The organism is Catenulispora sp. GP43 (assembly GCF_041260665.1).
Taxonomy (GTDB): Bacteria; Actinomycetota; Actinomycetes; order Streptomycetales; family Catenulisporaceae; genus Catenulispora.
Genome location: NZ_JBGCCT010000030.1, coordinates 134232 through 149235 on the forward strand (window position 1 = coordinate 134232; position 15004 = coordinate 149235).

The window sequence follows — 15004 nt, forward strand, 5'->3', positions numbered from 1 at the left end:
ACCGTGCCCCGGCTCTAGCTGCCGAGGAAGCCGGATGAGCGGTTCTCAGGCCGAGGGAACCGGGTCGGTCGCCTCGGTCCAGAGGTCCTGCTCCGACTTGTCGGACTGGACCTGCCGGTAGACCAGCAGACCGCCGATGGCAGCCACAGCGAGCAGAAGCAGTTTCTTCACGTGGCCACCTCCCTTCTGGTAGACGTCTGTGCCCCCGAGCTTAACAGCAGCGGGGCCTATTAGGAGCTGTGAGCAGTACTACGCAAAAATGCGGAGCCGTTCCACTCGTCCCGGGTACGGCTGTCTACGCGCACTGTCCAGAGCCTGTCCAGAGCCCTGTCCAGGCCCCTGGTCGCCCTTGACCGAGCCTGGACGGCTCCGGCAGCGCGCCGCCGCGGACCCCGCACCTCGCCGGTGGCGTCCGGCCCGGTTTCGGGGAGAAAGACCAGGCCAGACCCCGTGCCCGCGCGCGGCGCGCAGCGGTTCGTCCCGGACCCACACAGACCGGGACGAACTGGCGCACGCCGCGCACGGACGGGTTAGCGGTGCCTCAGGGGCGGGCGTAGGACACCAGCGGCATGGTGCTGACCGCGGCGATCTCGACGTTCGTGCCCGGGTGCGGCGCGTGGATGACCAGGCCGTTGCCTATGTACAGGCCGACGTGGTCCACGTAGCTGCTGTTCCCGTAGAAGAACACCAGGTCGCCCGGCTGGGCCGAGGACGCCGGGACGGCCGGCAGCCCCTGCATCTGCGCCGTGGCGGTGCGCGGGATCGATACGCCGGCCGCCTTCCAGGCCGCCTGGGTCAGCCCCGAGCAGTCGTAGCCGCCCGGGCCGGTCGCGCCGAAGATGTACGGCTTGCCGATCTGCGACTGGGCGAAGGCCACCGCCGCGGCGGCGCGGCCGGACACCGACGGGATCGTCACCTTGGTCGAGCCGCTGGAGGAGGAGCCGGACGAGGACGAGCCGGAGGACGACGTCGAGCTCTGCGAAGCCGCCTGGGCGGCCGCCACGGCCGCGGCGCGCTGCCTGGCCTGCTCGGCCTCCAGCGCGGCCCGCTGCTGCGCCTGCAGCGAGTTCAGCAGCGCCTGGGCCTTGGCCACGTCGCCGTCGTACTGCTTCTTGGTCGCCTCGGCGGCCTTGGTCTGCTGGTCCAGCAGCGCCATCTTGGCCGCGGCCTGCCTGGCCTTGGCCGCCAGGTCCGCCTTCTGCTGTGCCAGCAGGGTCAGCGTGTCGGCGTTGTTGGCCTGGACGCGGCCGACGGTGGCCGACATCTCCATCATGGTGGAGGGGTCGGCCTGCATCATCACCTGCAGGGTGGGGTCCATGCCGCCGCTGCGGTACTGCTCAGCGGCCAGTCCGCCGAGGCGGGTGCGGGTCTGGTCCATGGTCGCCTGCTCGGCGGTGATCTGCCGGTTGATGCCGTCGACCTGCTGCTGCAGCTTCGCCTGGGCGTCCTGGGCGGCGTTGTAGGCCTCGTCGGCGGAGGCTTCCTGCTGGTAGAGCTTGTTGAGCTGGTCGTTGACCTGCGCGATGGTGGGCTGCGGGTCGGCGTTGGCGACGCTGGGCACCAGGACCATGGTCCCGGCCGCGGCCGCGCCGAGGGCCAGCTTGGTGTACTTCGGGGCACGCGGACGACGATGTCGGGCGGTGACAGTCATGCGAGCTTCTGGGCTCCATCTCCTCCTTGTCCGCCTACCGGGTTAGCTGACGGATTCGGACTGAAGAAGTAGCCCTACGGTCGCACGCGCACACACGACGGCGAGTGCACGCCGACCGATTCACCCCACTGGCGCCACCCTCGCTTACCGCTCGGGCCGCGCCGACGAACCTGGTTCCCCGGCTCCGCGACGGGCGCGGACTCGGCGGTGCCTCGACGCCCGGTACCTGCTGGCCCGTTGGGAGCGGCGAAGCCCTGTGGACGTTAGTCACCGGCGGCCTGCCTAACAAGCGACAAGTCCATGATTCGTTCAGCGAACGCTTAGATACCGGCCACCCTTCGGGCAGGGTCGGAAACCGGCTGTATACGAAGAAGAAGGCCCAGACGCTCCCGTTTCGGGGGCGACCTGGGCCTCGGACACGGATGTCCGGTTAGTGGAAAAAGCGAATCCTGCGACGTTTGTTGCCCGCCGTTGTGACGTCGGTCTCAAACGCCCGCTCGCCCTTGGCATCACGGAAAGACCGCACGTTGAGCATGGCCGCGTTCACAGGGTGTGCCTTGTCGTCATCTGCCGGACTCTTCACGGATACCGGAGGCATGACGATCTCGACCGGTTCGCCGTTCATGTCCGGCAGGACCGCGCCGACGATGCGCACCTCCTGCGGATCCTTCGGACCGGACTTGGCGCCCGGGCCGTACAACAGGTTGCTGATCTCCAGCCAGGTCTGCTCCACGTGCGAGATGTAGTCCAGGCCGCGCTTGCCCAGCGGCGCGTCGCCCACGGCCTTGGCGTTGAACCGCCCGTAGCCCAGGATCCGGCCGAGCAGGTCCCGCTCCACGCGCATGTCGTTCACCTTGCCCAACGGCAGCGCGTCGAAGGACCGGGTGATCACCCCGTGGGTGTGCAGGATCCGCTTGTTGGTCACTATCAGCAGGTCCTGGTTCCACACCGCGAGGTTCCAGAACATATAGAGGAAGGCGATACCGGCTACCGCCCAGGCTCCGAGCCGCAGCTTGCCGGCGTCCGGCACGGAGAAGATGTCGATGCCCATCGCGGCGACCGCCGCGGCGACCGCGATCAGCACCGGGATGATGATCGCGGCCAGGTGATGTCGTACCGCTATGACCAGTCGCTCGCCCGGCACGAGGTACCGCTTGGCACGGTCCTCGAGCTCGGGCCGGAGCAACATCCGGCCGTACAGCGGTGGTGATGAGTCGGACACGTCGGGATACCGTCTGCCCGATCAGCTTGCGACGAGGTTGTGGAACGTGTCGCCGAGCGTCTTGCCGACGCTGGCCACCCAGTTCAAGGCCCCTTGGACCAGGTTGCCCGCGCCTGACGGGTTCTGGACCACGAAGTAGATCAAGAAGAGCACGATGCCCCACTGCACGGCCGGCTTGAGTTTCACGTCAGATCCCCTTCATCTGGACGGTCGAGGTGCCGCGCGACCGGAAGTCAGCATCATGCGAAGCGTTCCCGGTTCACTCCTACCTAACAGCTTCCCCACTGTGTCAAAGCCTAGCCGGGGCAACGGGTTTTGATGTGGTCCAGCGCCAAGGCTGGCGATAACGACTCAGTGGACTTCTGCGTCAGGAGGCACACAAAGCAAGCATTCCCCGGCTAGGTTGATCGCATGCAGATCGGTGTCTTGACCGAAACCGCCCCATTTGAGCGCCGGGTGGCGCTCACCCCCGACTCCGCGGGACGCCTGATCACGGCAGGTCACAGCGTGTACGTCCAGTCCGGCGCGGGCCAGGGGGCCGCCGAGGACGACGACGCCTACCGCGCCGCGGGCGCCATGATCGCCGGGAGTCCGGAAGAAATCTTGGGGAACATCGATCTCTTAACCGCTGTCGGACAGCTGGACCAGCAGACCGCGGCGAAGCTCAAGCCGGGCACCGCGGTGATCGGACTGTCCTCCCCCAAGGACGGCCGCGGCCCGGCCGGCGTCCTGGTCGGCCGGCACGCCAGCTTCTTCGCCCTGGAACTGCTCCCCCGCATCACCCGCGCGCAGTCGATGGACGCCTTGTCCTCCCAGGCGATGGTGGCCGGCTACCGCGCGGGGCTGATCGCCGCCGAGCGGCTGCCGCGCTTCTTCCCGCTCTTGATGACCGCGGCCGGAACCGTTCCGCCGGCCAGGGTCGTGGTCCTGGGCGCCGGCGTGGCCGGGCTGCAGGCGATCGCCACGGCCAAGCGGCTCGGCGCGGTCGTGGAGGCCTACGACGTGCGCGCCGCGGCGGCCGAGGAGATCCGCTCGCTGGGCGCCAAGTCGATCACGTTGGACGTGGAAAGTCAGACCGCTGCCAGCGGCGGCTACGCCAGCGAGCAGGCCGCCGACGCGGCCGACCGGCAACGTAAAGCCCTGACTCCCTACGTGGCCGCCGCCGACGTGGTGATCACCACCGCGGCGGTCCCGGGACGGCCGGCGCCGCTGCTGGTCACCGCGGCGATGGTGGAGACGATGCGCCCCGGCTCGGTAATCGTCGACCTGGCCGCGGACAACCCGAACGGCGGCAACTGCGAGGTGTCGCGCCCCGGCGAGGACGTCCGGCACCACGGCGTGCTGGTCCACGGCGGCCGCAACGTCCCCAGCCAGCTGGCCGCGCACGCCTCCCGGCTGTACGGCGCGAACATGGCGGCGTTCATCCTGGCCATGTGCCAGGACGGAGTGCTTTTATCAACTCCCGAGGACATCGCCGGCGACGAGATCGCCGCCGCCTGCTGCGTGCTGCTGAAGGGTGAGTTCAGATGAGTTCCACAGCGTGGTTGACGGTCTTCGTGCTGGCCGTCTTCCTCGGCTTCGAGGTCATCTCGAAGGTCTCCTCGATCCTGCACACCCCGCTGATGTCCGGCGCCAACGCGGTGCACGGCGTGATCCTGGTCGGCGCGATCATCGCCACCGGGTCCACGACCGACAACGTGCAGCTGGCGCTCGGGCTGCTGGCGATCGTGATGGCCACGGTCAACATGGTGGGCGGGTTCACCGTCACCGACCGGATGCTGGGGATGTTCGCGAAACCCAAGCGGGCGCCGGGTGATCCGGGAGCGTCCGGTACTTCCGGTAGCGCGGCTGGCCCCTCTGCTTCCACTTCTTCCTCTTCTTCCGGGGAGGCCGGCAAGTGAGCAGCGCCTGGAGGGACACCGCGTACCTCATCGCGGGGATCTGCTTCATCCTCACCCTCAAGGGCCTGTCGGCGCCGCGCACCGCGCGCATGGGGACCCTCATCGGGTCCTGCGGCGCCGCGCTGGCGGTGATCGTCGCCCTGACCACGCCGCACCTGAAGCACCTGGGGCTGATCATCGGCGCGATCGTGGTCGGCGCCGCGATCGGCCTGCCGACCGCCCGGCAGGTGCGGATGACCGCGATGCCGCAGCTGGTCGCGCTGTTCAACGGCGTCGGCGGCGGAGCGGCGGCGCTGGTGGCCGCCGTGGAGTTCCTGCGGCCCGGCAAGGGGATCGAGCACGCGGCCACCGCGGACCTGGCGGCGACCGCGTTCACCATCCTGGTCGGCGCGGTCTCGTTCTCCGGATCGATGATCACGTTCGCCAAGCTGCAGGAGCTGATGACGACCCGCCCGGTGGTGCTGCCGGCCGGGCGCTGGGTGACCATCGGGATCGCGACGGCCTCGGCGCTGTTCGCGGTGCTGCTCGTGCCGTGGCCGAGCACGGCGCTGATGGTGCTGCTGGCGCTGGTGGCGCTGGTCTTCGGCGTGCTGTTCGTACTGCCGGTGGGCGGCGCGGACGTGCCGATCGTCATCTCGCTGCTGAACGCCTTCACCGGTCTGTCGGTCGCGGCGAGCGGCTACGTGCTCAGCAACACCCTGCTGGTGATCGCGGGCACGCTGGTCGGCGCCTCCGGAACGCTGCTGACGCGGATGATGGCCGCGGCCATGGGGCGTCCGCTGACCGGGACGCTGTTCGGGGCGTTCACGGCCACGGCCGGCGCCGCGGCGGCCGGCGGCGACGGGGCGGCCCGGCCGGTCCGGACGTCCTCGCCGGAGGACGTGGCCATCCTGCTCGGGTACGCGCGCAAGGTGGTCATCGTCCCGGGCTACGGACTCGCGGTGGCGCAGGCCCAGCACACCGTGCGGGAGGTGGCGGACCTGCTGACGACGCGCGGGGTGCAGGTGTCGTACGGCATCCACCCGGTCGCCGGCCGGATGCCGGGGCATATGAACGTGTTGCTGGCCGAGGCGAACGTGCCCTACGAGTCGCTGCTGGAGCTGGAGGCGGCGAACTCGGAACTGGCCTCGGCGGACGTGGCGGTGGTGATCGGCGCCAACGACGTGGTGAACCCGGCGGCGCGGCAGCCGACCGGCTCCCCGATCTCGGGGATGCCGATCCTGAACGTGGACCAGGCGCAGCAGGTGGTGTTCTGCAAGCGCTCGATGCGCCCGGGGTTCGCCGGGGTCGAGAACGAGTTGCTGTACGCGCAGAACACGTCCCTGTTGTTCGGGGACGCGAAGGAGAGCATGGCGAAGGTGCTGGCGGCGCTGAAGGCGCAGTGAGGCTTTCGCGAGTTTCGCGGGTTTCGGAAACGCCTGTGGGGCCGGAGAACCGGCCCCACAGGCGTTTTGGCTTTCGTATTCGCCTTCCTACAGGCGTCTTCGCCTTCCTGACTTCCTAGGCCGAGACGGTCCCGTAGAGACGGTCTCCGGCGTCGCCGAGGCCCGGGACGATGTAGCCGTTCTCGTTGAGCCGCTCGTCGATGGCCGCTGTGACGATCGCCACGGGGATGTCGAGGTCGGCCAGCGCCTCCTGCACGGCGGCGACGCCCTCGGGCGCGGCGAGCAGGCAGACAGCGGTCACCGAGGCCGCGCCGCGCTCGGCGAGCAGGCGGATCGCGGCGATGAGCGTGCCGCCGGTGGCCAGCATCGGGTCCAGCAGGTAGCACTGGCGGCCGGCGAGCTCCTCCGGCAGGCGGGTGGCGTAGGTGGAGGCCTGCAGCGTGTCCTCGTTGCGGACCATGCCCAGGAAGCCGACCTCGGCGGTCGGGAGCAGGCGGACCATGCCGTCGAGCATGCCCAGCCCCGCCCGCAGCACCGGCACCACCAGGTGGCGCGGACCGCTGAAGGTGACGCCGTGCGCCTCGGCGACCGGCGTGAGCACCGTGCTCGGCTCCACCTGCGCGTTGCGGGTGGCCTCGTAGGCCAGGAGGGTCACGAGCTCGTCGGCCAGCGCGCGGAAAGTGGGGGTTCGCGTACGCGCGTCCCGCAGCAGAGTCAGCTTGTGAGCGACAAGCGGGTGGTCGACGACATGAATGGACACGGTGGGCATGGGCAAACGGTATCCGACGAGCCGTAACGCTGCACCAGTAAGTACTGGACAAGCACATACGGTGACAAGGTAACCTCTCAAAAAGGTCAAACCGCCGGCTTCCGGACCAGGGACCGGCGCAATGGGAAGGCGGTGACCAGCAAATGCCCGCAGACCAGCCGCAACCGCAACCAGCACCGGCGCGGGAGGCTCGAGACCGCAAACGGCGTCGCGAGGACTTCCTCGCCGACCTGGCCGAAGCCCAGCGCCTGCGCGAGCGCGTCGCCCCACGCCGGGCGCGGATGGCGCGGCTGAGACAGCAGCAGATGCTGAGGACGTTCTTCTACTAGAGCTTCGATCTCTCCCCCGAGCTTCGGGCTTCCCCGGAGCTTCGATCTTTCCCCGAGCTTCGAGCGCCGCCGGTCCCGGAAACGGGACGGCGGCGCCTTTTTGTGAGGTTAATCGCGTATGGCATGGATCACACAGGGCGGTCCGACGACCTCCGAGCACGCGAGCAACGAGACTGGACCCATGACGGAACCCCCGACGCCGCCCCAGACGACGCCCACCCAGCGCCGCTACGAACCCTGGATGCGCCTGGCCCTGGCCGAAGCCGAGGCGGCCCGAGCCACCGGCGACGTCCCCATCGGAGCCGTCATCCTCGACCCGACCGGCAAGGTGCTCGCCCACGGCCGCAACACCCGCGAAGCCGAAGGCGACCCCACCGGCCACGCCGAGATGGTCGCCATCCGAGCAGCAGCCCGAACCCTGCACGACCGAGCGGCCCAGGCAGACCCCACAGACCCCACAGTCCCCACCACCTGGCGCCTCACCGACTGCACCCTCGTCGTCACCCTCGAACCCTGCACCATGTGCGCCGGCGCGATCGTCCTGTCCCGCCTGGCCCGCGTCGTCTTCGGCGCCTGGGACCCCAAGGCGGGCGCGGCGGGCTCGTTGTACGACGTCCTCCGAGACCCCCGCCTCAACCACAACCCCGAAGTCGTCGCCGGCGTCCTGGAACCCGAGTGCCGCACCGCCCTCGACCGCTTCTTCGAACAGCACCGCCGAAACTGAGCGAAGCACCGCCGCTGATCCGGTAAGGTATTCCACGGTGACGTGTCCGAGCGGCCTAAGGAGCACGCCTCGAAAGCGTGTGAGGTGCAAGCCTCCGTGGGTTCAAATCCCACCGTCACCGCTTTGAAAACAGCCCCTGAGCTGCGGAAACGCAGAGCGGGGGCTTTTTCGTTCAATCCGTCTCCAGGGTGGGCGCTTCGTCGGAATGCAACCCGGAACGCAACCAGTTCCGTCTACGCGAGCCTGCTGTCCGGCTGACCTGTGGCTCGCTCACAGCCACACACGCTTTTGAACGTGAGTGGCCCGGTGGGGAGCGCCAGCCCATGCCACAGGTCAGTCCCAGTCGAGCCGTCGCTCATAAGTTAGCTCAGGCGAAGTCCTCGAGCACCTGTCGCACCTTATTGAGGATCTCGAGAGCACGCGATTCACCTCCGTCGCCGACGGCCTGAAGGCGGTCGGCAAGCTCTTCCAATCCGCGCTTCAGGTCCTGGTCCCCGTCCTCTAGTCGATCCACATTTTCCACCGTGACCAGCCGGAAGAATTCCACAAGCAGGGCGGGTAGCCGGATGTCCGGCTTGGTGCCGTACACGCTAGCTGGTACAGCATCACCACAGATGAAGCGGGCTGGATCCTCAATCGACCAGCCCGTAAGAATCGAGTCTGCCGCCAACAGATACGTTCCCTCAGCGACAACAAGGCGGCTACGGGAGGCGCCTCCGACGAATCCGTCGGCCTCGGCGGTGTAGAAACCGAAGAGCTCCGAGCCCGTAGGATCGCACCACCGTTCCACAGCTGGTGCGCGGCCGAAGTTCTTCAGAACCGACAGGCGCAACGTCCCAGTCGCGGCTTCGGCTGCATCCCAAACAGACCGATCGGGTTCGGACTCGCGGTTCACCTCCGGCACAGTCAACCTCAGCGAGAGCAGCATGCCGTCGGCCGTGTCGAACGCCCAGTACTCATCGTCCTCCATCAACCAGTCGAAGCTGCCGACAGAACGTGCGTCGACGGAGCCGGTTCCCGCAGACGGCGACTCCACAACCACCGTCGGGCTGTCGAGCCTCAGCCGCGGACGCGCCGCTGCGGGAGATCCCGGGAGAACCAGGGCATCGACACCCGACGTCAGTCTGATGTGCTGACTGGTCACGGCCATCCGATCTGCTTGGCCGGCGCAATGAAGCCACCTTTGCCGTTGGGAATCTGCCCATTGACAACCATTGAATGAGTGACTGGCATGCCCGGGTCGGTGGCCTTGAGGCCCAGATTGGGATAGGCCTTGACGCCCGAATCCCCTAGGACGCCGGATGGGCCATAACTCGTCACAATATGCCCTTTCGTCGCGCCCCTGCCATCCAAGATGACTATATCGTCGCCCTTGCGGAAGGTCAGTCGTTCGCCAGTCCCGGTAGAGTAGTAGACGGCATCGGGGTTCTTGAGGATTTCCTCTTCGATTTGCGGGTCTATATGGCCGTGCCAGTTGGGCGCCCGCCTGGTCGTGCCGTCCTGCGCTCGCTGTTGAACTTTCTGCGCGACTTTCTTCGCTTGATCGTAGGTGATCAGCCCCAGCGGGTCGGTCCACCCCAGTGGGTTGTCGACATATGCGTACTGGTTCGGAGCCGGCGCCAGGCCCATGGGGTCCGGCGTCACGTAACGGGCGTTCTCGGAGTCGTAGTACCGGAACAGATTATAGTTCCACCCGGTCTCAGGGTCGTGATACTGGCCCGGAAAACGGAGCGGGCAGTCGGCCCCTTCTCCGGACGAATGCTGGCCTTGGCCCCATAGGCCGGCATTCCATCGCCACGCCAGCCCGCCGTCTGAGGCGACCAATTCCATGGGTGTGCCGACGAGATCGGTCACGATCGCATGGAATTCGGCGTCGACGACGGCTTCCGCAATATCGGCCAGGCCAGACCATGTCCGTCGAGTTTGTGCCGCGACGCGAAACGAATCAGGTTCGTAGTCCCACGTAAGTACCTCTGTGCGGCCAGCGGAGTCTGTCTCGGCCTGTTCGGCGAGGTGCGAGCCGTCCCAAGAGAACGTGATGGTGCGAGAAGACGTTCCGTCAGCAGCCATTTGATGCTTGGCAATGCGGCGGCCCAGCGGGTCATACTCGTAACGCCACGTTGTGCCGTCAGGCTCAGTAACGGCTTTGAGTCGGTTCTCGGCATCCCACTCGTAGTGCCACTGCCTGCGCTGCCCGGACAACGTCCTGCGGACGGTCCGGATCAGCCGTCGCTGATCGTCATAATCGTAGGTGGTGCGTCCCGCACGCCGGACAAGCGTTCCATTTGTTTCGCGCTCTCCGCGTGCCTCCGGCGCCGCCGCAGGACCGTCGGAGAACGCCAAGTTGCCCGAGGCGTCATAGGCGTATGTCTCCTGCCATTGGGCCGCCTGCACCGTGGTCACCCGGCGTTGCAGGTCAAGGGCGTAGGAGCGGTCCCCGCGCAGCCGATCGTGGATGGAACTCACAGCGCCGTCCACGAGGTACCGGTATTCACGGTCTTGGACCAGCTGTGGCGCTGCATCGGGATCCAGCGTCAATTGGATGCGCTGCGAACTCAGGCGCCCGCTCGCATCGTAAGCCTGTCGGAGAACAGCGGCAGACGAGAGCTGTCTTTCAACCTCGCGGCCAGCCTCGTCGTAGGCGAACGACAGTGCCGCAACCGTCCCGGACATAACAGAGGGTCGACCGGCCGCGTCGTGCTGCCACTGCGAAACCACGCCGGTCGGGCTTTCCCGTCGCGTACGGCGGCCGCCCGCGTCATAAGTGTTGCGTACCGTCCGGCCATCGACAGTCTCGGTCAACAAACGCCCCACACGGTCCCTGGTGTATTCGAGCGTCGCGGTGGGGCTGACGGCTCGCATCAAGTTCCCGACCCGATCGTAGGAGAACCTGGACTCCTCCACGCCGCAGGAGCGGCGGATCACGTTACCGAAGACGTCGCGGTCAAAGCTGAGCAATGGTCCGCCGGCTACTCGCCTGGTCAGCATTTGCCCCGCCGCATCGTACGTATAGACCACGTCACGGCCGTTGAAGTCGCACTCCCGCCGCAGATTGTTGACGGCATCGTATTCATAGGTCCACGTATCGCCGGCGCTGTTGGTGACTTCGACCAAACGCAACTCGGTGTCGTGGGCATACTCCAGACGGCTGCCGTCAGCCAGAATCTGGGCGGTCATGAGATCGAACGGACCGTACTCGAAACGCTCCGTTGCCCCAGCAGGACCGCGACGGCTGACAAGGTGGCCCCCGGCGTCATACTCCCACTCCTCGCGGGCGCCGCCAGGCAAGACCCGGGCCAGCTCGCGCCCCTCGGTCGTCCACCACAGCTCTGTGCGTTCGCCGAGGGGGCCGTCGATGCGGATCACGCGACCGAACGGATCTCGGACGACCGAAGTGGTGGCTCCCGTGGGATCCGTGATGGTCGTCGCCAGTCCCGCAGCATCGACAGTCAGTCGGGTTGTCTGGCCGACGGCGTCGATGACGGCCTCAAGCCCACCGAATCCGTTGTAGTGGTACACGGTCTCGGCGCCTTCAGGGTCGACCAACTTCACCAGATTGCCATGATCGTCGTACTGGTATTGCCAAACGGCACCATCGGGCCCCGCGACGACAGTACTGCGACCCAACTCGTCACGCTCGAACTCGACAAGTCCGTCGCCCGGCAGGACGATCCGACTCGGCAGGCCCCGTGCGTCGAGATCAAAGCGCGTGGTCCGGCCGATCGGGTCGGAGCTGGCCAGTACTGAGCCGTACAAGTCATGCTGGGCGGTCGCGACACCGCCGGCCGCGTCGACGACGGCCACCAGGTGGCCGTTTTCGTCGTACCGGTAGCTGGTTGCCTGCCCCAGCGAATCGGTGACGACGGTGACCAGATCCTCTTCGCGGTAGCCGAACTTGGTGTCCAGGCGCCCATCGGCACCGACCCCGCGGGTTACTCGGCCCCGCGAGTCGTATTCGTAGGTATAGCGGTAGCCAAGGCGGTCAACCCAAGCGGTGATGCGGCCAGCGTAGTCATACTCATATCGATACGGGACCCCGGAGGAGTCCACGACTCCCGCCAGACACCCGCGCCCGTCGTAGCGATATTCGCTCACAGGCACCCCGGATTCGGTGCCATCGAGCAGGCGTACCCCGGTCACACGCGGGCCTGCATCTGTCACAACTGTGTCGATCGCGAGCCGGTACGCGGGATGCGCGACGACACGCGGCGTACCATGCACATCCCGCTCGACGTGGATGCGGTTGCCGTTGCGGTCGGATATCGCGGTCAAGTCGCGAATCGAGCCGATCTCGCCGTGATAGTGATCGACGTCAAAGTGAAGGCTCTGAGTGCTGATCGGATCAGTGATGCGGATCTCGTCGCTCTCGCGATCCCAGACCAACGGCCAGCGGGCCCCACGCTCGGGCAGCACAGCCTCATTTCCGGTGGGGATGGGGTAGTGAAGCGTCTGGGCATCGTCACCGACGAAGTGAATCCCCGCCTGATTGATCGACAGCCGCTGGTCCAGTGTTGAGGACCAGCCGGGCCCGAACAAACGGCCGTTCGCATATCCGGACGCATAAGAACGGCGCAGTACCACCGGCAGGATCCCGGGCAGGGATATATCCAGGGCCGTCGTGATCATCTGGCCTGAAACGATATCGACCGGGTCGCCGGCCTCGTTCGCGAGCTTGTTGCCGTCAGCGGCACGGGCTTCGGCACCGACGGAGCCCTCTACCTCGGCTTCGGCTTCCTTGCCGAACTTTGAGGACAAGGATTCGAGTGCCTTACCGCCGAACTTCTCGATGGCCTTGCCGCCGAGGAGGGTGAGGCCGAGCATGCCGGCGCCCATGAGGGCGTCGCCCCAGTGGCCCTGCATGGCGTCGCCGAGGACTTCAATGCCGGTGCCGACCATCGCGATGATGTTGTCGGCCTCGGCCAGGGCGGCGGTGACCACGTCGACGCCGGGGATCCAGGAGGTCGCCAGGGCCAGGACGTCCAGGAAGGGGGCGAGGTCGTTGGCGATCTCGGCGATCTTGCCGCCCCACTCGGAGAGGTCCTCGGCGACGTGGTCCCACCAGGACTTGTTGTGGATGCCGTCGCCTTGGGCTTTGTGGAGGGCGCTGGCGCAGGTTTTGGCGGCGGTGATGCGGTCGTTGTCGGCGTCGTTGGCCTGCTTGGTCAGATCGGCCATGCGGGCTTTGGCGTTGTCCAGATTGGTCTGCGCGGTGTCGTGGGCGGTCTGCGCATCGGTGACTGCTTGCGGGTTGGGGTTGGCGGCGTGGTTCTGCTGTGCCGTCTTCAGATCGGTCGCGGCGGTGTTGGCGTTGGTGGTGGCGCGCTGTAGATCGGCGTGGGCGTCCTGAGCCTGACGCAATGCCGCGTCTGCTTTGGTCTGTGCCGCCTGCAGCGCCGGCCAGTATGCCGACAGCGCATCAGAGGCTTCGCTGTAGGACGTGTACAGCTTCTGCAGACGCCCCGGCAGCGGGCCGTACTGATTCTTGAACGCATCAGCCGTCTGACCGACCCACTGCATCGCAGCCGTGTCGGAACCAAACGAATTCAGGCTGCGGTACGCAGCCTCCACATCATGCGCGAAGTCCCCGAACTGCTTCGCCAGCGCCTGCACCGACTCCACCACGCCTGGAGTCGGATCCCCATCCAGACCCAGAATGTCCCAGCCAGACGGACGTGCCATCAGTAGCTCCTCCCCGTGTCCCACGGCCCAAGCACACAGCTATGACAGAGCGCTGCCAAATCGGGGATCGACCCGCGCTGGAGTCTACCCACCCGCTATGTCGCCCGGTAACCGCCACACATACAACGATTACGGACAGTCGCAACCCCTCGTCAGCGCATTGGGCGCCACCGTCCAGTGACCCTCGGGCAAACGGCAGCCCAGGAGGCCGTACTTGCAGAGTGGGCGCGTTCCACGGAGGTGACTTATGACTCGATGGGTTGCATTCCGGGTTGCATTCCGCCGTTCACGGCTGCTTCGCAGGAGCGAACAGTATTTGCAGGGTTTCACCCCGCAGCAGGTCAGCGCAGGTATGCGAAGCATGCGGCACGCCCTCTCGAACCTCGAAAGCGTGTGAGGTGCAAGCCTCCGTGGGTTCAAATCCCACCGCCACCGCTTTTGATACAGCCCCTGAGCTGTGGGAACGCACCTCGGGGGCTGTTCTGTTGAGGGCGTTTGTCTCACGTCTCACGCGATCGGAATGCAACTGGGCTTCGGTCGGATTGCAAGCGGATCTCCCGAACACCAGCACTGGCCTGCACGTACGTTCATCCATTCACACCACCGCCAAGCGTGTGAGTCTCGCAAGGCTCTGGACGTCGCCATGCTCGGCCCGGCTCGGCACCTTCAGCTTCAGAGCGGGCCGCTGGTGGGCACCGAATCAGACCACTCGTCCACCGACGGTGGAGACGACAGACGCCGCAGCGTCCTTCTATGCCTTGCGTAGTGACAGGTGGCAGATACGTCAGCCGCAGGACGGCGGGCACTCGCTTCGCGCCAAAGAGTTACCGAGGCCACGACCTGCTTTGTAGACTCGTTAGCTGTTGTGCGACGCAAGCGGGGGGATACGGGGGAAGATGACGAGTCTCGTCATCAATGTGCTCACGTTGTCCGCGTTCAGCCCCACTGCCTCGCGCGATCTAGCCACGTGGCGGATACGGGGAGGGCTTCAGCAATGGCACGTCCAACTGGTTGGGACATCCTGGGCCTGGATGGCGATCCGACTCCGGGTGTGGTGGAGTCGGTTCAGGCGCTGGCGAAGCAGTTCGGTGACTTCGCCCATGATGTGGAGGCGGCATATCGGTCCCTGAACTCGTTCGGGTCTGACACTGCCGCGATGCAGTGGATCGGCCAGACCGCTGATGCTTTCAAGAACCAGTACGGCCCGTTGCCGGGTCGGTTGCAGAAGCTGTACACGTCCTATAGCGAAGCCTCTGATGCCTTGTCGGCATACTGGCCGGCGCTGCAGGCGGCACAGACCAAAGCGGACACGGCACTGCGCCAAGCCCAAGACGCGCACGCCGA

Annotated in this window: 13 protein-coding genes, 1 tRNA gene and 1 riboswitch; of the genes, 7 read left to right on the forward strand and 7 right to left on the reverse strand. The window is 66.7% G+C overall.

Going from position 1 to position 15004, the window contains the following annotated elements; translation table 11 throughout:
* Window positions 1-45 precede the first annotated feature (45 nt).
* The 4 genes from ABH926_RS41885 to ABH926_RS41900 all read right to left on the reverse strand — a co-directional run bounded on the left by ABH926_RS41885 (window position 46) and on the right by ABH926_RS41900 (window position 3059).
* Window positions 46-171, reverse strand: a complete 126-nt coding sequence (locus ABH926_RS41885) for a DLW-39 family protein (RefSeq protein WP_212016801.1) — start codon at window positions 169-171, stop codon at window positions 46-48.
* 370 nt (window positions 172-541) lie between these two features.
* Complete coding sequence (locus ABH926_RS41890; RefSeq protein WP_370371986.1) at window positions 542-1651, reverse strand: NlpC/P60 family protein; 1110 nt, start codon at window positions 1649-1651, stop codon at window positions 542-544.
* Between the two features lie 17 nt (window positions 1652-1668).
* A riboswitch (cyclic di-AMP (ydaO/yuaA leader) is annotated at window positions 1669-1868 on the reverse strand.
* A gap of 213 nt (window positions 1869-2081) precedes the next feature.
* A complete protein-coding gene (locus tag ABH926_RS41895) occupies window positions 2082-2873 on the reverse strand; it encodes a PH domain-containing protein (protein ID WP_370371988.1) in 792 nt (263 codons plus the stop codon).
* A gap of 21 nt (window positions 2874-2894) precedes the next feature.
* The gene (locus ABH926_RS41900; protein ID WP_015797108.1) at window positions 2895-3059 is read right to left on the reverse strand and encodes a hypothetical protein; all 165 of its coding nucleotides are present in this window, start codon (window positions 3057-3059) and stop codon (window positions 2895-2897) included.
* Window positions 3060-3284: 225 nt separating this feature from the next.
* Here ABH926_RS41900 and ABH926_RS41905 point away from each other — a divergent pair, with 225 nt between their 5' ends.
* From ABH926_RS41905 to ABH926_RS41915, 3 genes are read left to right on the forward strand one after another with little or no spacing between them, the layout of a single operon-like run.
* Window positions 3285-4403, forward strand: coding sequence for an NAD(P) transhydrogenase subunit alpha (locus ABH926_RS41905; protein WP_370371990.1), 1119 nt, complete (start codon window positions 3285-3287; stop codon window positions 4401-4403).
* A complete protein-coding gene (locus tag ABH926_RS41910; protein WP_370371991.1) occupies window positions 4400-4774 on the forward strand; it encodes an NAD(P) transhydrogenase subunit alpha in 375 nt (124 codons plus the stop codon). Before ABH926_RS41905 ends, ABH926_RS41910 begins: the two co-directional genes overlap by 4 nt.
* Window positions 4771-6159, forward strand: coding sequence for an NAD(P)(+) transhydrogenase (Re/Si-specific) subunit beta (locus ABH926_RS41915; protein WP_370371992.1), 1389 nt, complete (start codon window positions 4771-4773; stop codon window positions 6157-6159). Before ABH926_RS41910 ends, ABH926_RS41915 begins: the two co-directional genes overlap by 4 nt.
* 115 nt (window positions 6160-6274) lie before the next feature.
* Here ABH926_RS41915 and upp read toward each other — a convergent pair whose 3' ends face one another.
* Window positions 6275-6919: a uracil phosphoribosyltransferase gene (upp, locus tag ABH926_RS41920; RefSeq protein ID WP_370372005.1), complete on the reverse strand. Its 645-nt coding sequence runs from the start codon at window positions 6917-6919 to the stop codon at window positions 6275-6277.
* Window positions 6920-7071: 152 nt separating this feature from the next.
* On the opposite strand from upp, the gene ABH926_RS41925 reads away from it, so the two are divergent.
* The 3 genes from ABH926_RS41925 (at window position 7072) to ABH926_RS41935 (ending at window position 8102) form a co-directional block, all read left to right on the forward strand.
* A complete protein-coding gene (locus ABH926_RS41925) occupies window positions 7072-7257 on the forward strand; it encodes a hypothetical protein (RefSeq protein ID WP_370371993.1) in 186 nt (61 codons plus the stop codon).
* Window positions 7258-7438: 181 nt separating this feature from the next.
* Window positions 7439-7981, forward strand: coding sequence for a nucleoside deaminase (locus ABH926_RS41930; RefSeq protein WP_370371994.1), 543 nt, complete (start codon window positions 7439-7441; stop codon window positions 7979-7981).
* A 36-nt stretch (window positions 7982-8017) separates the two neighbouring features.
* Window positions 8018-8102: transfer RNA gene (locus ABH926_RS41935), tRNA-Ser, on the forward strand.
* 246 nt (window positions 8103-8348) lie between these two features.
* Here ABH926_RS41935 and ABH926_RS41940 read toward each other — a convergent pair.
* Both ABH926_RS41940 and ABH926_RS41945 read right to left on the reverse strand, forming a co-directional pair.
* The gene (locus tag ABH926_RS41940; RefSeq protein ID WP_370371996.1) at window positions 8349-9131 is read right to left on the reverse strand and encodes a hypothetical protein; all 783 of its coding nucleotides are present in this window, start codon (window positions 9129-9131) and stop codon (window positions 8349-8351) included.
* Entirely contained in the window at window positions 9122-13660 is a 4539-nt protein-coding gene (locus tag ABH926_RS41945) for a DUF6531 domain-containing protein (RefSeq protein ID WP_370371997.1), read from the reverse strand. The genes ABH926_RS41940 and ABH926_RS41945 overlap by 10 nt, the downstream gene beginning before the upstream one ends.
* 994 nt (window positions 13661-14654) lie before the next feature.
* On the opposite strand from ABH926_RS41945, the gene ABH926_RS41950 reads away from it, so the two are divergent.
* A partial coding sequence (locus ABH926_RS41950) for a WXG100 family type VII secretion target (RefSeq protein WP_370371998.1) occupies window positions 14655-15004 on the forward strand: 350 nt, incomplete at its 3' end.